The sequence below is a fragment of the Pediococcus sp. M21F004 genome (assembly GCF_051122535.1).
GTDB lineage: Bacteria > Bacillota > Bacilli > Lactobacillales > Lactobacillaceae > Pediococcus > Pediococcus inopinatus.
On record NZ_CP177314.1, the window covers coordinates 1,882,219 to 1,899,516 of the forward strand.

17 protein-coding genes are annotated in these 17,298 nt (G+C 39.6%); 16 read left to right on the plus strand and 1 reads right to left on the minus strand.

What is annotated here, in order from left to right; genetic code table 11:
• Window positions 1–68: 68 nt before the first annotated feature.
• Entirely contained in the window at window positions 69–1,358 is a 1,290-nt protein-coding gene (locus ACLHK8_RS09360; protein WP_406827439.1) for an ISL3 family transposase, read from the minus strand.
• Window positions 1,359–1,597: 239 nt separating this feature from the next.
• Between ACLHK8_RS09360 and ACLHK8_RS09365 the strand changes: the two genes are divergently transcribed.
• The 16 genes from ACLHK8_RS09365 to uvrB all read left to right on the plus strand — a co-directional run bounded on the left by ACLHK8_RS09365 (window position 1,598) and on the right by uvrB (window position 17,290).
• Complete coding sequence (locus tag ACLHK8_RS09365; RefSeq protein ID WP_434520315.1) at window positions 1,598–2,464, plus strand: phosphate ABC transporter substrate-binding protein PstS family protein; 867 nt, start codon at window positions 1,598–1,600, stop codon at window positions 2,462–2,464.
• A gap of 5 nt (window positions 2,465–2,469) precedes the next feature.
• Window positions 2,470–3,393, plus strand: coding sequence for a phosphate ABC transporter permease subunit PstC (pstC, locus tag ACLHK8_RS09370; RefSeq protein ID WP_434520316.1), 924 nt, complete (start codon window positions 2,470–2,472; stop codon window positions 3,391–3,393).
• On the plus strand, window positions 3,390–4,277 hold the full coding sequence (gene pstA, locus ACLHK8_RS09375; protein WP_057772823.1) for a phosphate ABC transporter permease PstA: 888 nt from the start codon (window positions 3,390–3,392) through the stop codon (window positions 4,275–4,277). The genes pstC and pstA overlap by 4 nt, the downstream gene beginning before the upstream one ends.
• A gap of 15 nt (window positions 4,278–4,292) precedes the next feature.
• Window positions 4,293–5,096 carry a phosphate ABC transporter ATP-binding protein PstB gene (gene pstB / locus ACLHK8_RS09380; protein WP_082854809.1) on the plus strand — a complete coding sequence of 268 codons (804 nt, stop codon included), beginning with the start codon at window positions 4,293–4,295 and terminating at the stop codon, window positions 5,094–5,096.
• Between the two features lie 14 nt (window positions 5,097–5,110).
• Window positions 5,111–5,866, plus strand: coding sequence for a phosphate ABC transporter ATP-binding protein PstB (gene pstB, locus ACLHK8_RS09385; protein WP_063696799.1), 756 nt, complete (start codon window positions 5,111–5,113; stop codon window positions 5,864–5,866).
• Between the two features lie 18 nt (window positions 5,867–5,884).
• Entirely contained in the window at window positions 5,885–6,562 is a 678-nt protein-coding gene (phoU, locus tag ACLHK8_RS09390) for a phosphate signaling complex protein PhoU (RefSeq protein ID WP_063696801.1), read from the plus strand.
• A gap of 303 nt (window positions 6,563–6,865) precedes the next feature.
• Window positions 6,866–7,207: a PspC domain-containing protein gene (locus ACLHK8_RS09395; protein ID WP_057772828.1), complete on the plus strand. Its 342-nt coding sequence runs from the start codon at window positions 6,866–6,868 to the stop codon at window positions 7,205–7,207.
• A 19-nt stretch (window positions 7,208–7,226) separates the two neighbouring features.
• Window positions 7,227–7,586: a phage holin family protein gene (locus ACLHK8_RS09400; RefSeq protein ID WP_057772830.1), complete on the plus strand. Its 360-nt coding sequence runs from the start codon at window positions 7,227–7,229 to the stop codon at window positions 7,584–7,586.
• A 33-nt stretch (window positions 7,587–7,619) separates the two neighbouring features.
• Window positions 7,620–8,561 (plus strand): HPr(Ser) kinase/phosphatase, encoded by a 942-nt coding sequence (hprK, locus tag ACLHK8_RS09405; protein WP_057772832.1) that lies wholly within the window; start codon window positions 7,620–7,622, stop codon window positions 8,559–8,561.
• Window positions 8,562–8,576: 15 nt separating this feature from the next.
• A complete protein-coding gene (gene lgt / locus ACLHK8_RS09410) occupies window positions 8,577–9,419 on the plus strand; it encodes a prolipoprotein diacylglyceryl transferase (protein ID WP_057772834.1) in 843 nt (280 codons plus the stop codon).
• A gap of 67 nt (window positions 9,420–9,486) precedes the next feature.
• The gene (locus tag ACLHK8_RS09415) at window positions 9,487–10,503 is read left to right on the plus strand and encodes an NAD(P)H-dependent glycerol-3-phosphate dehydrogenase (protein ID WP_057772836.1); all 1,017 of its coding nucleotides are present in this window, start codon (window positions 9,487–9,489) and stop codon (window positions 10,501–10,503) included.
• 29 nt (window positions 10,504–10,532) lie between these two features.
• Window positions 10,533–11,450 (plus strand): UTP--glucose-1-phosphate uridylyltransferase GalU, encoded by a 918-nt coding sequence (gene galU, locus ACLHK8_RS09420; RefSeq protein WP_057772838.1) that lies wholly within the window; start codon window positions 10,533–10,535, stop codon window positions 11,448–11,450.
• A gap of 176 nt (window positions 11,451–11,626) precedes the next feature.
• Window positions 11,627–12,568, plus strand: coding sequence for a thioredoxin-disulfide reductase (trxB, locus tag ACLHK8_RS09425; protein ID WP_057772840.1), 942 nt, complete (start codon window positions 11,627–11,629; stop codon window positions 12,566–12,568).
• A 211-nt stretch (window positions 12,569–12,779) separates the two neighbouring features.
• Window positions 12,780–14,507 (plus strand): phospho-sugar mutase, encoded by a 1,728-nt coding sequence (locus tag ACLHK8_RS09430; RefSeq protein WP_434520317.1) that lies wholly within the window; start codon window positions 12,780–12,782, stop codon window positions 14,505–14,507.
• 40 nt (window positions 14,508–14,547) lie between these two features.
• A complete protein-coding gene (locus ACLHK8_RS09435) occupies window positions 14,548–15,177 on the plus strand; it encodes an HD domain-containing protein (protein WP_057772845.1) in 630 nt (209 codons plus the stop codon).
• Between the two features lie 109 nt (window positions 15,178–15,286).
• Entirely contained in the window at window positions 15,287–17,290 is a 2,004-nt protein-coding gene (gene uvrB, locus ACLHK8_RS09440) for an excinuclease ABC subunit UvrB (RefSeq protein ID WP_063696825.1), read from the plus strand.
• Window positions 17,291–17,298: the final 8 nt, after the last annotated feature.

The window sequence follows — 17,298 nt, forward strand, 5'->3', positions numbered from 1 at the left end:
GGTCTCTGTCAAACTGTATTGGTAGAGATTTTTGAAGGCATGTTCACTTCGGTGAATGTGCTTTTTGTTTACTCATGAATTAAACTGATACGAATGAAGAAGTTATGAATATTTCGAAAACCAAAACAGCTACGCTTTAATACCTTGATTTTACGATTAAGTCCTTCAATAGGACCGTTAGAATACGGATAACGACAACTGTTGAGCACTGCTGAGCCGTTCTTAACGAAGGTTGAAATGGTGACGTCCATTTGATTACCAGCTACTTGGTAGTTGGTAATCAAATTTTTAAATTCCGTGGCATCCTTTTGGTGAATAGCGGTTAGAATGCCTTGATAAGTTTGATACACAGTTTTGAATTCTGGAAATTCATCTAAGGCAAGGTCGATGGCGTTCTGTTGGGTCATATACTCGTTAATGCCTCGTAAATAGATAAGCTTAGTGTCATTGATTTTCTCTTCTGCCAAATGAAATAAACGCCATTGAGATTTAAGGATGCGGTAAATGCGTGAATGCTTATCTTGAAAAGTACGGATAATACGTGTACGTTCATTGTCTAGTGCACGACCAGCAAGCTGAATAATGTGGAAACGGTCAATAATCGTGACAGCATTCGGGAATAAACGATGAATAAAGCTAGCATATTCGGCGTTCATATCAATAGTAATTGTTTGAACTTTCGCACGTTCTTGAACTGAATAACGAGCTTCAAAGTAATCAATGATATCCTTACTGAGACGATCTTTGAGGGTCACAATGCGGCGATGACTAACGGCATCGCAACAGTTAAAGGACATTAGATGATTACAGGAACGAAATTCATCGAAACAAAGATTTGGCGGAAGTTGCTTAACACGGTAAGCCAAGTGAATATTTGCATTTAAAATACGTTGCACACTACTTGGTGAAATGCCACAAATTTTAGCGATTTCTTTACTGGTCAGCATGTCACGAGCTAGCACAATGACCTGATGTTTAACATTGTGGGTAAAAGTTTCATTACGTCTAACGAGGTTAGTTTTAGCTCCACAGGTTTTTAAACAATGTTGGCATTGATATCTTTGTCGTCTTAGCTGCATTTCATAACGTCCGCCTGATAAGGTTCCCAACCTTAGATGACTAACGTGGGTACCGTTTTTAATTAGACTTTTATGGCCACAATGGGGACATTTCACAAGCTGATAAGAAAGGTTGGCGTGAACGACATGAATTCGTTGTCCATTCGGGCAACGTTTCTTGGTAACACCAGTTACGGTTATATTTGGGTCTGTCATTTCAAACAAGCTTAAGATAGAATTAGTTAGGGACATCTGTTTTTCCTCTTTTCGATTTTGTTTGGCGATTAAATCGTAGCACAAAGAGGACAGATGTCCTTTTAATTTTCAAAATAAAAACTGGTATCAGTTATTCACCAATACCAGAAAGTGTAGACCCATAAAAAACAACCGTTAGCATTCGTACTCATTTTGAGTAGGGATGCTTTTTTTAATCTTTACACAATCTTTACACAACCAATACGATAGCTAAACATGCAATTGTTAAACTCATGTTAAAGCGTTAGTTATGACATTGAGGTTGAAATTGAGGAGTTGAGAAAATGAAACGAGTTACGGGATTAGTTCTCACTTTATTAGTTAGTTTGATTGGATTAGCAGGCTGTGGATCCAAAAAGGACCAGACAATTACTATTGTGGGTTCAACGGCTTTGCAACCGTTGGTAGAACGGGCAGCTAATAATTACCAGATTAGACAACCTAAAGTGACAATTACTGTCCAAGGTGGCGGATCGGGAACCGGATTGAGCCAAGTTCAGGCTGGTGCGGTAACGATTGGCAATTCAGATGTTTTTGCAGAAGATCAAGATGGCATTAAGGCGTCTGCATTGGTTGACCATAAAGTGGCCGTGGTAGGAATTACACCAATTGTTAATAAAAAAGTTACTGTGCAAAACTTAAGTACTCGCCAACTTGCGCAAATTTTTAGTGGCAAGCTTACAAATTGGAAACAAGTAGGCGGAAAAAACCAAAAAATAACGGTGATTAATCGGGCCCAAGGAAGCGGCATTCGGAGTTCCTTTGAAACGAGTGTTTTAGATGGAAAAGAAGCCGTTCGCTCTCAAGAACAGGATTCCAACGGGACGGTTCAAAAGATTGTGGCCGCAACTCCCGGGGCCATTAGTTATACATCATTTTCTTATGTGAACGATCAAGTTAGGGCGTTGAATTTGAATGGCATTAAACCGGAAGCAAAGAATGTGATCGATAATCGTTGGCAGATTTGGTCCTACGAGCACATGTACACAAAGGGAAAGCCAAATCAGCAAACACAACAATTTTTAGATTACATTCAATCTAAAAAAATGCAAAAACAATTGATTACAGATTTAGGGTATATTTCAACAAATGACATGCAAGTTACCCGGAATCGAAATGGTAAGGTTCATGATTTGCAGAAAGGAGTGTAATAAATTTGGAAGACATTAAACGGCAATTAACGCATTCCTCAAAGGCAACGAGACAGGATCGCTATGGCAAATTAATTGCATTTCTGTGTACGTTTTTAATTGGTTTGTTGGTGGCCTCAATTTTATACTTAGTTGCCTCCAGGGGTTTAGCAACTTTCTTTAAGAATCATGTATCTGTTTGGGACTTTTTAACGAAACAAAACTGGAATCCAGGCCAGGTTGACAAAAACGGTGCTACCTTAGTGGGAGCTCTTCCAATGATTGTGGGTTCTTTTTCTGTGACAGTTTTATCCGCAGTTTTAGCGACGCCATTTGCAATTGCCATGGCCCTTTTCATGACAGAAATCGCCCCTCGCCGGGGAACCAAATTTCTTCAGCCTGTGATTGAACTACTCGTTGGAATTCCATCGGTTGTCTACGGATTTGTGGGCCTGACAATTGTGGTACCAGTCGTTCGAGCACTAGTCGGAGGGACTGGCTTTGGAATCCTTTCTGGAACGTTAGTTTTGTTCGTGATGGTATTGCCTACAATTACATCTATGTATGTTGACAGTTTACGAGCAGTTCCGCGCTTTTATAGAGAGGCCTCGTTAGCGCTTGGGGCGACCCGTTGGCAAACTACTTATAAGGTTGTTCTAAGGGCCTCGATCCCGGGGCTGCTCACAGCAATTATCTTTGGAATGGCACGGGCTTTTGGTGAAGCGTTGGCCGTTCAAATGGTGATTGGAAATGCTTCACTGTTACCACACAATCTTATCTCGCCAGCCTCCACATTAACGAGTGTGTTGACGACGGGAATGGGAAATACAGTGATGGGGACCTTGCCAAACAACGCACTTTGGTCACTAGCTTTGATCCTGTTGCTGATGTCATTGTGCTTCAATTTGATTATTCGTTATATCGGTAAAAAAGGGAGGATGGCCAAATGAACGCTAAAAAGATAGATAAGTTGGCTACGACGATTATTGGTCTTTTAGTCGCAGTAGTTGTCTTAATCTTAGTTTCCTTAATTGGTTATATTTTAGTTACCGGGCTTCCTCACGTTTCGTGGCATTTTTTAACTTCTCCGTCACAATCATTTTTAAAGGGTGGGGGAATTGGTGACCAACTGTTTAATTCGCTATATCTGCTCGTTTTAACCTTGCTAATTTCGTTTCCAATTGCGCTTGGTGCCGGCATTTATCTGTTTGAATATGCTCCTAAAAATTGGATAACAAGTACAATTCGAGTGGCCATTGAAGTTTTAAGTTCATTGCCCTCTGTAGTCGTAGGACTTTTCGGATTTTTATTGTTCGTTGTTGAGTTTAAATTAGGATTCTCGATTTTGTCTGGTGCGATTGCGTTAACTTTCTTCAATCTACCGTTGTTAACAAGAAGTGTGGAAAACTCTTTGGCAGCAGTTCCTAAGCTACAAAGGGAGGCTGGTCTAGCCTTGGGATTTTCAAGGTGGCAAACGGTCCTTGGAGTCATTTTTCCAGAAGCGTTACCTGGCATTTTAACGGCCATAATTTTGAGTGCAGGTCGAATTTTTGGAGAAGCTGCTGCCTTGATTTACACAGCTGGGCAGAGCGCACCAATTTTAAACTTTGCCAACTGGAATCCGTTAAGTCCAAGCAGCCCGTTAAATCCCATGCGACCAGCAGAAACTTTAGCGGTGCATATTTGGAAAATTAATTCTGAAGGAATCATGCCAGATGCTAGTGCAGTTTCTGCAGGAGCGTCCGCAGTCTTGATTTTAGCAGTTTTAATTTTTAACTTTTCTGCTCGCTGGTTAGGCAACAGAATTTATCGAAAAGTAACGGCATCTAAATAAAACGAGGTGATTCAGATGAAGACTTACTCATTAACAGATAATTATGTGCATAAATTTGATTCCGAAAAGATTGACATTGGGTTATCCACAGAAAATCTTCAGGTATTCTATGGTGAAAACCATGCCATATTTGATGGGACCTTACAGTTTCGCAAGAATTCAATTACGGCAATGATCGGCGCATCTGGATCAGGAAAATCGACTTTTTTACGTTGCCTGAATCGGATGAATGATGATATTGCCACAGTGGAAGGAAAGATTTTCTATCAAGATCTTGATATTAATGCTCCGGAGATTAACGTTTATGAAATGAGAAAACATGTAGGAATGGTATTTCAAAGGCCTAATCCCTTTGCTAAATCAATTTTTAAAAATATTGCTTATCCACTACAAAAATCCGGTATTAAAGATAAAAAAATTATTGCCGAGCGAGTCGAAAAAAGTTTGCGGCAAGCGGCACTTTGGGATGAAGTGAAAGATGATTTGAACCGGAGTGCCCTAGCCCTTTCGGGTGGTCAACAGCAACGACTTTGTATTGCACGGGCCTTGGCGATGGATCCGGATGTCTTGCTCTTAGATGAACCAGCTAGCGCGCTGGATCCCATTTCAACTGGAAAGTTGGAGCAGGCATTACAAGAATTACAACAGCACTATACGATAATTATGGTCACGCACAGTATGCAACAAGCATCGCGAATTAGTGATTATACAGCGTTTTTCCATATGGGCCACATCTTGGAGTTTGATCGAACAGAACACATTTTTACGAGACCACGAATTCAAGCAACTGAGGACTATATTTCGGGAAACTTCGGATAGGAGGGAGAGAGAACATGGAAAATGTCATTACTACGCATAACGTTCGTTTATACTATGGACGGAAAGAAGCATTACATGGGATTGATTTAGACTTTCCAAAACGTAAAATTACCGCTTTGATTGGCCCGTCTGGTAGTGGGAAATCGACTTTTTTACGTTGTTTGAATCGGATGAATGATTTAACGCCCGGGGTTACGATTACAGGGAGCTTCAAATTAGATGGAAAAGACATCTATAGTCCTAAAACAGATGTGGTGGATTTAAGAAAAAAAGTCGGAATGGTTTTTCAACAGCCCAATCCGTTTCCATTCTCAGTATTTGAAAATGTTGCTTTTGGATTAAGGCTGGCGGGAGTGCGAGACCGCAAGCTTATTCAAGAAAGAGTCGAAACGAGTTTGAAACAGGCCGCTGTTTGGGATGAAGTAAAGGATAAATTAAATGAAAATGCCCTATCTTTTTCAGGTGGGCAGCAACAACGGATTTGTATTGCCAGAGTTTTGGCTGTCCAACCAGAAATTATCTTGATGGATGAACCGACAAGCGCTTTAGACCCAGTTTCGGCGGCTAAAATTGAGGATCTCTTGCTGGATATTCAAGACAAGTTTACAATCGCAATTGTGACCCATAATATGCAGCAAGCCTCTAGAATATCTGATCGTACGGCATTTTTCTTGGATGGAAGACTTGTTGAAACTGGATTAACAAAAGAGTTGTTTATTGCACCCCAAAAAGAAGAGACTAGTGACTATTTGAACGGTAAATTTGGTTAACACAAGGAGGTTATTCATATGCGCGGAATTTTTGAAGATGAGTTAAAAAAATTACACGGAAAGTTCACGGAAATGGGAATTAATGTCAGTGAGGCCATTTATCGCGCTTCAAAGTCCTTTATTGATCATGATAAGGCGCTTGCTCAGCAGGTGATTGATCATGATGAACAAATTAATGAAGAAGAAGTTAATTTAGAAGATCAGGCATTAATGTTAATCGCTTTACAGCAGCCGGTGGCAACTGATTTTCGAAGAATTATTATTGTGTTGAAAGCAAGCTCTGATTTAGAGCGAATTGGTGATCATGCGGTGGGCATTGCCAGAGAATCCATTGAGTTAAAAGGGGAACATCGAGTTGCAGAGATTGAAGATGATATTGCGGAAATGACTAATAACGTGCGGGCCATGTTGGAAGAAGTTTTGGATGCGTACGTTAAAGAAGATGCAATGGAAGCTAAGCGAATTGCCGATGCAAATCAAAAAATTGACGATGCGTATGTAGAGGTTCGCGAAAAAACAATTGCAACTATGAAACAAGATGCCAAGGTCATCACGGGAAGCACGAGTTATTTGATGGTTGCCAGTTATCTAGAACGAATTGGTGATCACATCGGTAACGTTGCAGAATGGGTGGTTTATAATAAGACTGGTCATATTGCAGAATTGACCCCTGACCAACATCCTGAGGCTAAATAATTAAAAAATATCTTTAAAAAAATGTTAATAAAAACATAGAAAAATTGCTTGATAGGTGAATTTAAGAATCTATCAAGTTTTTGCGTTTCTGTAGAATTTATACGCAAAACTGTGTATACTTTTGAGTTAAGTTTAAATATATTTCAGTTGGATTGTCACAAGATACAGGCTTTATCAATACAAGTATTAAAGAAAGCCATGAGGAGCGAAGATTGGTAAGTTTTATTTAGGGGTTAAGTTTGCCAAGAAGGCTTCACAAGCAGTAGAATATAAGTAATTAACAACTTACGAGGTGGATAATTCATGAAATCAAATTCAAAAAGAAAATTTGCAAAATCTAATCGACGCATGATCTCTGGTGTTCTTGGTGGAATCGCTAACTATTTTTCCATTGACGCATCGATTGTCCGATTAGTGTTCGTCTTAATCACGCTTGTCACCCATTTTATTCCTGGGGTCCTTATTTACGCGCTGTTGGCATGGTTGATGCCAGAAAGCCAGGAGCAACGGCCAAGTGGATTTAGTGAGAACTTTTTTTCTGGTTTTGGACAGACCCAACAAGGCTCGCAACCACAATCACGTAAAAGAAAAGTGATTAAAAATGTCCAAGAAGAAGACGATCCGAAAACTAAACACCGAGATTAATTAAGGAGTGAATTCAAGAATGAAATTTTGGCAAAGAGTACTCGTTGATGCCATCCTGTTTATCGCATTGGCAGGGTTTTATCGGAACAGTGGTAGTTTTGTGGTCTCAAATGTTTGGGTAGCGCTTGGGGCTAGCTTGGTTTTGGCATTTCTAAATGCTTCGATAAAGCCTTTTTTACAGCTGATATCTTTACCGATTACGATTCTAACGCTTGGCTTGTTTAGCATTGTCATTAATGCACTTATTCTGCAGTTGACTTCGGTGCTAGTGGGCTCTGCAAGCTTTTATTTTTCATCGTTTGGAATGACCATGTGGATTGCATTGCTGATGTCTATCTTAAATGCAATTATTTCAAACTACTTTTTCAATCGAAACTAGATTTTAAGGGTAAAAATGACAGGGGGTAATAATTTGGCAGACAGCGTAACGGTAGCGGAACTTGTGGAAGCGATCCGGCTTGATGTGTATTCAGGTAAAGATTTTTTAGATAAGAAAAATATTACTGTCAGTGATATTTCACGTCCCGGTTTGGAATTAACCGGGTATTTTAATTTTTATCCACATGAACGAGTTCAATTATTTGGGCGAACAGAAATTTCTTATGCAAAAGGGAGTATGACGAGTGAAGAACGCCAAGATATTTATCAACGGATGGCGCATGAAGATACGCCGGCATTCGTCATCTCTCGGGGATTACCAATCCCGCAAGAGTTAACCAATGCAGCCAAAGCAAATAATATTCCGGTTTTAGGATCCGCTTTGCCCACATCCCGGTTGTTGAGTAATATGACGAATTTTCTTGAAGGAAAATTAGCTGAACGTCAGTCTGTCCATGGTGAACTGGTTGATATTTATGGGCTTGGTGTCTTAATTACCGGGGATTCTGGTGTAGGTAAAAGTGAAACAGCACTTGAGTTGGTTAAAAGAGGACATCGCTTGATTGCAGATGATCGAGTTGATGTTTATCAACAAGATGAACAAACACTTGTTGGTGAAGCACCCAAAATTTTACGTCATTTGTTAGAGATTCGTGGGGTCGGTATTATCGATGTTATGAATCTGTTTGGTGCCGGTGCAGTGCGGACGGAAACCGATATTAATTTGATTGTCCATCTCGAAAATTGGGATGATGACAAGCAATTTGATCGCCTGGGCAACGGGCAAGAAACACGTAAGTTTTTTGATGTTGAAATCCCACGGATCGCGATTCCAGTTCGTACGGGTCGCAATTTAGCGGTTATTATTGAATCGGCAGCGATGAACTTCCGGGCCCGCAATATGGGATATGATGCTACAAAAGTCTTCGATGACAATTTAAATGAACTTATTAAAGACAATTCAAAAAAGAATTAAGCAGGAGATGGCAGCGTGAATTTATTGTTAGGGGCATTAAACCCAATTGCTTTAAAATTGGGACCGATTGAAGTTCACTGGTATGGTGTCATTATTGCCAGTGCTGTTGTACTTGCAACATTCTTAGCTGTGCGGGAAGGCACAAAACGGCGCATCAATTCGGATGATATTTACGATATGATTTTATGGGCATTACCTTTTGCGTTGATCTTTGCGCGGGCTTACTATGTGGTGTTTGAATGGTCATATTATTCACAACATTTAGATCAAATCATTGCCATTTGGGATGGCGGAATCGCCATCTATGGATCTTTAATTGGAGCCGGATTGGTCGTTTTCTTCTTCTGTCGTGCAAAGTGGATTCCAGTCTGGTTGATGTTAGATGTCGCAGGCCCAGTTGTTTTAATGGCTCAAGGGATTGGACGCTGGGGAAATTTCATGAATCAAGAGGCGTTTGGAAGAATCACATCGCTTCAGTTTTTACAAAATTTACATATTCCCCATTTTATCGTGCAACAAATGTTTATCGACGGTGCCTATCGCCAACCAACATTCTTGTATGAATCACTTTGGGATATACTCGGATTTATTCTGTTGATAAGTTTGCGTCATCGTAAGGGACTTTTTAAGCAAGGTGAAGTCTTCTTAAGTTATGTTATCTGGTATTCGTTTGGGCGCTTCTTCATTGAAGGCATGCGAACGGACAGTTTGATGATTGGAAACGTCATTAGAGTATCACAAGTTTTATCAATTGTTTTATTTGTGGGTGGTTTGTCACTTTGGGCAATTCGACGAAAGAAGTCGCCTGATAACCCCTGGTACTTGGATGGAAACGAATTAAATCCGCAGAAAAGTTGAGTAATACGATAGAGTGTTAGATAATGGTAAAGTAACTAAGAATGATTAACTATAAGGAGTTATATTGATGTCTGAGAAAATTGCGGTATTAGGTGCTGGTTCATGGGGTAGTATTTTGGCCAATCTGTTAACAGAGAACGGAAATGACGTTCGCGTTTGGTCAAACGCATCTGAACAAGTTAAAGAATTAAACGAGAAGCACACTAATGAACATTATGTTCCGGGATTTAAGTATTCGGATAAGTTAGTTGCTTATGATGATCTTGAAGCAGCACTTGATGGTGTTGCAGTCGTGTTGTTTGTAGTGCCAACTAAGGTTATGCGCTTGGTTGCTAATGAGATGGTTGAGGTTTTGGAAAAAACTGGCAACAAGCCAATTATTGTGCATGCAAGTAAAGGCCTGGAACAGGGAACACACAAACGACTTTCTCAAGTTTTGGAAGAAGAAATTCCAGAACGTAATCGAGAAGCAACCGTCGTTCTGTCAGGTCCAAGTCATGCTGAAGAAGTAGCTAAAAAAGATATTACTTTGGTTACGGCAGCTAGCTCTAATGAAAAAGCTGCAAAGAAAATTCAAAAATTGTTTATGAATAAATATTTCAGAGTTTATACAAATGATGATGTGGTTGGTGTCGAAACTGGTGCTGCCCTTAAAAATATCATTGCCATCGGTGCCGGTGCCTTACATGGTTTGGGCTATGGAGATGATGCAAAAGCAGCTCTGATGACCCGAGGATTAGCTGAGATTAGTCGGCTCGGTGTCGCGTTGGGCGCGAAGCCTCTAACTTTCATCGGGTTGTCTGGGGTCGGTGATTTAATTGTAACTGCCACAAGTGTCCATTCACGGAACTGGCGCGCTGGTAACGAGCTTGGACAAGGGATGCCCTTGAAAGAAGTTATTGATACGATGGGAATGGTTATTGAAGGAATTCCTTCAACTCAGGCTGCTTATGAATTAGCGGCTCAAAATCATATTGATATGCCAATTACAAATGCTATTTACGATGTTTTGTATAACGATAAGGATGTCAAAACGGCCATTGATGAGTTGATGGATCGTGAAGGAAAACCAGAAATTGAATAAAAAATTTTTAGTTAAAAGGGGAGTTACTTATGTCAGATAGAGTTAGAAAAGCGATTATTCCAGCAGCAGGATTGGGAACAAGATTTTTACCAGCAACTAAAGCTTCGCCAAAAGAAATGTTGCCAATTGTTGATAAACCAACGATTCAATTCATAGTTGAAGAAGCAAAAAAATCTGGAATTGAAGATATTTTAATTGTAACCGGTAAAGGTAAACGCGCAATTGAGGATCATTTTGATTCTGTTCCTGAGTTGGAAAACAACTTGAAAACTAAGCATAAAGACAACCTTTTAAAATTAGTTGAAGAAACCACTGATATTAATTTGTACTTTATCCGCCAGTCACATCCTCGTGGCTTAGGTGACGCTGTCTTGATGGCTAAGGATTTTGTGGGCGATGAACCTTTCGTGGTCATGCTTGGCGATGATTTAATGGAAGACAAAGTTCCACTAACTAAGCAGCTGATGAACTCTTATGAAGAAACCCATGCTTCTACTTTGGCAGTTATGCAGGTTCCTCATAAAGAAGTTTCGAAGTATGGAGTAATTAAACCTCAAGCTAAAATTAAACCTGATTTGTTTAACGTTGAAAACTTTGTTGAAAAACCAAGCCCTGAAGATGCTCCAAGTGATTATGCAATTATTGGCCGCTATCTGTTGACTCCAGAAATTTTTGGCGTTTTGGAACATCAAAAGCCTGGTAAGGGTAATGAGGTTCAACTAACCGATGCAATTAACGAACTTAACAAAACTCAACGGGTATTTGCCCATGTCTTTACGGGAAAACGATTTGACGTTGGAAATAAATTTGGTTTCTTAAAGACAAACATTCAATATGGTTTAAATCATCCAGAGGTTCGTGATGAATTGCGAACATACATCAAGCAATTGGGTGCTGAACTGACTGAGGAAGATAAAACGGACAAAACCGCAAAAAAATCTAAATAATTTATGAATCGTGTGAATGATTTTAAACTGGCAATTATCAGAATATTTTTCTGATGTTGCCAGTTTGCTTATATGACATAAAAATAAATTAACTAACTTTTTGTAAGCTAATTATTAGACATTTAGAAAATAAAATAGTATATTATGTTAAAACATGGAAGAGAAGGTGCAAGCATTTGGCAAAAGAGTATGATGTCATTATTATTGGAGCTGGACCAGCGGGAATGACAACCGCGCTTTATGCTTCACGGGCAAACTTATCTGTCTTAATGTTAGATCGTGGAATTTACGGCGGTCAAATGAATAATACGGCAGAAATTGAAAATTATACTGGATTCAAATCAGTTTTAGGCCCAGATCTAGCGAAGGACATGTATGATAGCTCAGTTCAATTTGGTGCAGAATACGCTTATGGCAGTGTTCAAAGCATTGAAGATCAAGGCGATTTAAAGATAGTCAAAACAGATACTGACGAATTTACAACGAAATCAATTGTGATTGGAACGGGCTCTGAATATAAAAAATTAGGGGTTTCTGGTGAAGATACCTACAGTGGCCGTGGTGTTTCGTACTGTGCGGTCTGTGATGGCGCGTTCTTTAAGGGATTACATCTTGTTGTTGTTGGCGGTGGAGATTCTGCAATTGAGGAAGGAATCTATCTGACTCAATTAGCTTCTAAGGTAACTGTTATTCATCGTCGTGGTGAATTAAGAGCACAAAAAATTACTCAAGAACGGGCTTTTGCTAATCCAAAAATGGAATTTGTTTGGGATAGTAATGTGACTGAAATTGTTGGTGATGATCAAAAAGTGACTGGTGTGAAGGTCAATAATAATAAAACCGGCGAAGATAGCTTTATTGAAGCTTCTGGTGTGTTTATTTATGTTGGTAATCATGCAATGACTGACAATTTACACAACTTACCAATTCTTGATGAAAATGGTTGGATTCCAACTGATGATCATATGCGTACCAAAGTTCCTGGAATTTTTGCAGTTGGCGATGTGCGTCAAAAAGATCTCCGCCAAATTGCTACTGCAGTTGGTGAAGGTGGAATTGCCGGTCAGCAAGTATTCTCTTATATCCAGGATTTGAAGGCTAAGGCAACGGTAAAATAAGAGATTGTTTTATAAAATTTTAATTTTTTTGATGAGCTTTGAGAAGAGATATTCTCAAAGCTTTTTTTGTAACTAGATAAGTTGGCAGGGCCGAAACAAAAGTAAAAATTAAGAATCAGTCTATACCAAAGAAAACGGTTCAAAGTTAGGGTGCAAATGTAGTATACTTAGATTGATTAACAAATATGCCAAATAGTTGGGGGTAAACAACTTGAGTTGGAAAGAAACCTATCAATCATGGATAAAACGTGATGATTTAGAACCAAGTTTGAAAGAAGAATTAACTGAGCTAGAAGGACAGGAATCAAAGTTAGAAGAAGCTTTTTATGCACCTATGGAATTTGGAACGGCTGGTATGCGGGGGGTCATGGGACCTGGAATTAACCGCATGAATATATACACAGTCCGCCAGGCTACAGAAGGACTTGCAAACTTCATGGATGAGTTGGATGATAAAACCAAGCAACGGGGAGTGGCAATTAGTTTTGATTCACGCTATCACTCAAAGGAATTCGCTCACGAGGCCGCCCATGTTTTAGGAGCCCATCATATTCCAAGTTTTGTGTTTGATGACATGCGTCCCACACCTGAACTTTCTTACACAGTCCGTCATTTGAAAACTTATGCCGGAATTATGATTACCGCTAGTCATAACCCGAAACAATATAATGGATACAAAATTTACGGACCTGATGGTGGTCAAATGCCACCGACAGAATCTGATAAAATAACAGATTATATTCGTAAAGTGACGGATATCTTTGATGTGCCAGTAGCTAAAGAACAAGTTCTTCGTCAAAATGGATTGATGACTTTAATTGGTGAAAATGTTGATGAAGCATATCTTGATGAAGTTAAACAAATTACGATTAACCTGGAATTAATTCGTGAGTATGGGGCGGATATGAAGTTAATTTATACACCACTGCATGGAACGGGGAAAGTATTGGGGAATCGGGCCCTTCAAAATGCCGGATTTAGTGATTTTACAATGGTGCCAGAACAAGCTACGGCTGATCCTGAATTTATTACAACACCATTTCCAAATCCAGAATTTGCGCAAACATTTGACCTAGCAATTAAATTAGGCAAGAAGCAAAAAGCTGACTTGTTGGTGGCTACCGATCCAGATGCTGATCGTTTAGGGGCAGCCGTTCGTCAACCTGATGGTGAATACCAATTGTTGACAGGTAACCAGATGGCGGCCTTGATGCTGAATTATATTTTAACGGCTCGCGAAGAAAATGGCACTTTACCAGCGAATGCTGTGGCGGTGAAATCCATTGTATCTAGTGAATTAGCAACTAAAATTGCTGAAGCTCATGAGACTAAAATGGTAAATGTCCTAACCGGGTTCAAGTTTATTGCTGATCAAATTCAAAGTTATGAAACAACGAAGGCACATACCTTCATGTTTGGTTTTGAAGAAAGTTACGGATACTTAATTAAGCCGTTTGTTCGTGACAAAGATGCCATTCAAGGAATTGTCATGTTGGCTGAGATTGCGGCGTACTATCGCAAGCAAGGAAAAACCTTGTACGACGGTATTCAAGATCTCTTTAAGACTTACGGTTACTACGCCGAAAAGACAATTTCAAAGGATTTTCCTGGTGTAGATGGCAAAACGCAAATGGCTAACCTAATGACGAAATTCCGAGAAGAACAGCCAGCCGCATTTGCTGACCAACCGGTTGTGGCATTAGAAGATTTTGAAAAACAATTAACCACTTATTCAGATGGTACGAGCGAAAAAATTGCCTTACCAACCTCAAATGTTTTAAAGTATCAACTTAAGGACGGGACGTGGATTGCGATTCGTCCATCTGGAACCGAACCTAAAATTAAGTTCTATATTGGAACTTCAGCAGATAATAATGAAGCAGCTCAACAAAAGGTTGCTGACTTTGAAAAAGCAATCGATCGTTTTATTGTAGCTTAAAGAAAATCAAATTTTTGCAGCTAAAAAGGAGAGATCGCATATGGGAATTCATCAGTATATTCAGAGTTTGAGTAATTTAGAGACATTAGTTCGGGCACCCGGTATTTTTAAATATCAGAAGCATTCTGTTGCTGAGCATTCCTTTAAGGTCGCCCAGATTGCGCAATTCTTAGGTGATGTTGAAGAAAATAGTGGTCAAACAATAAACTGGCAATCACTTTATGAAAAGGCCTTGAATCACGATTACAACGAACGTTTTATTGGCGATATTAAAACGCCGGTTAAGTATGCGACACCTAAATTGCGTGCCATGTTAGCTGATGTGGAAGATTCACTTTCAGAAAGTTTTGTAAATACTGAAATTCCAAGTGAGTTTCGCGCTGCTTACCGTCGCCGTTTGTCAGAAGGAAAAGATTCAACTCTGGAAGGTAAAATTCTGTCGGTAGCGGATAAAATTGATTTGTTGTATGAGTCATTTGGTGAAATTCAAAAGGGAAACCCTGAATTAACATATGAAGAGATCTACAAAGAAAGCTTAACCACAATTGTGAAGTTTCAATCGATGGCTTCTGTGCAGTATTTCTTAAATGAAGTTCTCCCAGATCTGCTGCGGGAGAAGTTTACAGATCAAGCTAAATTAGAGGAAATTACGAGACATATTATTAGTTAAACAGTATTATAGCGAAAGTATGTTCGGTATGTTAAAATTAAAGACACTGTTGTAAAGGAAGGCAATAGCTTTCCTTTTTTTGTGTGAACGAAATGGAGGGCTTTCGCAAATGATTGATCGAACTGATAATAATAAATTTGAATTGGTATCGGATTACAAGCCAACCGGGGATCAGCCTAAAGCTATCAAACAACTGGTTTCTGGTGTTAATGCTGACGAAAAAGCACAGATCCTGTTGGGAGCAACTGGAACTGGAAAAACATTTACGATTTCAAATGTGATTCAACAAATTAATAAACCAACACTGATTTTGTCACATAACAAAACTTTGGCGGGACAACTCTATGGCGAGTTCAAACAATTTTTCCCGAATAATGCTGTTGAGTATTTTGTGAGTTATTACGATTATTATCAGCCCGAAGCCTATGTACCTTCAAGTGATACGTATATTGAAAAGGATTCAGCTATTAATGACGAAATTGATAAGCTTCGACATTCTGCCACGAGTTCTTTACTAGAACGAAATGACGTGATTGTTGTTGCTTCAGTTTCAAGCATTTTTGGTTTAGGAGATCCAACCGAATATAAGAACCACACGGTGTCACTGCGAGTAGGCCAACAGATCGAGCGCAACCAGCTATTACGAAAACTTGTGGATATTCAGTTCGAACGAAATGATATTGATTTTCAGCGAGGCCGTTTTCGAGTTCATGGAGATGTTGTAGAAATTTTTCCGGCTTCACATGATGAAAAAGCATTGAGAGTTGAGTTTTTCGGGGATGAGATTGACCGAATTCGTGAAGTAGATGCCTTGACTGGTGAAGTCGTAGGCGATCGTGAGCATGTGGCGATTTTTCCAGCGACTCATTTTATGACAAATGATGATCAAATGGAAGGTGCCATTGCCGGGATTGAAGCTGAGTTAAAAGATCGTTTGAAAGTTTTAGAGGGTGAAGGAAAGCTGTTGGAAGCCCAACGTTTGAAACAACGAACGACCTATGATGTCGAAATGTTGCGTGAAATGGGTTATACGAACGGGATTGAAAACTATTCCCGGTTTATGGATGGGCGCAAACCAGGTGAACCACCATATACTTTACTAGATTTCTTCCCCAAAGATTTTCTGATGGTTGTCGATGAGTCTCATGTGACGATGCCGCAAGTTCGGGGAATGTACAATGGTGACCGCTCGCGAAAACAGCAATTAATTGATTATGGTTTTCGTTTGCCAAGTGCGTTGGACAATCGTCCGTTAACTTTACAGGAATTTGAAAAGCACGTAAAAAACATTATTTATATGTCAGCAACGCCAGGTCCTTATGAAGAAGAACAAACTAATCATGTGGTTGAACAAATTATTCGGCCGACTGGTTTATTGGATCCTGAAATTGAAGTTCGACCAATTATGGGACAAATGGATGATTTGGTCGGGGAAATTAATAAACGTGCTGAACGTAACGAACGGGTATTTGTCACTACTTTGACGAAAAAGATGGCTGAAGATTTAACGGATTATCTGAAAGAATTAGGCATCAAAGTTGCTTATCTGCATAGTGATATTAAGACGCTTGAGCGAACCCGAATTATTCGTGATTTGCGGACGGGTAAGTATGATGCTTTGATTGGAATTAATTTACTTCGTGAAGGAATCGATGTGCCAGAGGTGTCCTTAGTTGCAATTTTGGATGCTGACAAGGAAGGCTTCTTGCGTAATACACGATCACTGATTCAGGTTTCTGGGCGAGCAGCGCGGAATGAAAATGGTCGGGTAATCATGTATGCGGATAAAGTGACCGATTCAATGCAAGCAACAATGGATGAGACTAATCGCCGTCGAAAAATTCAGGAAGCTTATAACGAAGAGCATCATATTACACCACATACCATTAAAAAATCGATTCGTGATTTAATTGCGCCAACTAAAGAAAACGAAGATACTGGTAAAAAAGACGACTTCTTGGAAAGTGATTTTGATGATATGTCACGGGAAGATCAAAAGAAGATGATCGCGAGTTTAACGGATCAAATGCGATCAGCTGCTAAGAAGTTGGACTTTGAAACGGCTGCGACATTACGTGATACAATAATGGAATTAAAGACCGAAATGGGTTAGGGGGAACG

Excerpts from the sequence above, each read along its gene's own strand:
- ACLHK8_RS09365 (WP_434520315.1), top strand. The coding sequence starts at position 1,598 with ATGAAACGAGTTACGGGATTAGTTCTCACTTTATTAGTTAGTTTGATT.
- pstA (WP_057772823.1), top strand. The coding sequence starts at position 3,390 with ATGAACGCTAAAAAGATAGATAAGTTGGCTACGACGATTATTGGTCTT.
- pstB (WP_082854809.1), top strand. The coding sequence starts at position 4,293 with ATGAAGACTTACTCATTAACAGATAATTATGTGCATAAATTTGATTCC.
- pstB (WP_063696799.1), top strand. The coding sequence starts at position 5,111 with ATGGAAAATGTCATTACTACGCATAACGTTCGTTTATACTATGGACGG.
- phoU (WP_063696801.1), top strand. The coding sequence starts at position 5,885 with ATGCGCGGAATTTTTGAAGATGAGTTAAAAAAATTACACGGAAAGTTC.
- ACLHK8_RS09395 (WP_057772828.1), top strand. The coding sequence starts at position 6,866 with ATGAAATCAAATTCAAAAAGAAAATTTGCAAAATCTAATCGACGCATG.
- ACLHK8_RS09400 (WP_057772830.1), top strand. The coding sequence starts at position 7,227 with ATGAAATTTTGGCAAAGAGTACTCGTTGATGCCATCCTGTTTATCGCA.
- ACLHK8_RS09415 (WP_057772836.1), top strand. The coding sequence starts at position 9,487 with ATGTCTGAGAAAATTGCGGTATTAGGTGCTGGTTCATGGGGTAGTATT.
- galU (WP_057772838.1), top strand. The coding sequence starts at position 10,533 with ATGTCAGATAGAGTTAGAAAAGCGATTATTCCAGCAGCAGGATTGGGA.
- ACLHK8_RS09435 (WP_057772845.1), top strand. The coding sequence starts at position 14,548 with ATGGGAATTCATCAGTATATTCAGAGTTTGAGTAATTTAGAGACATTA.
- uvrB (WP_063696825.1), top strand. The coding sequence starts at position 15,287 with ATGATTGATCGAACTGATAATAATAAATTTGAATTGGTATCGGATTAC.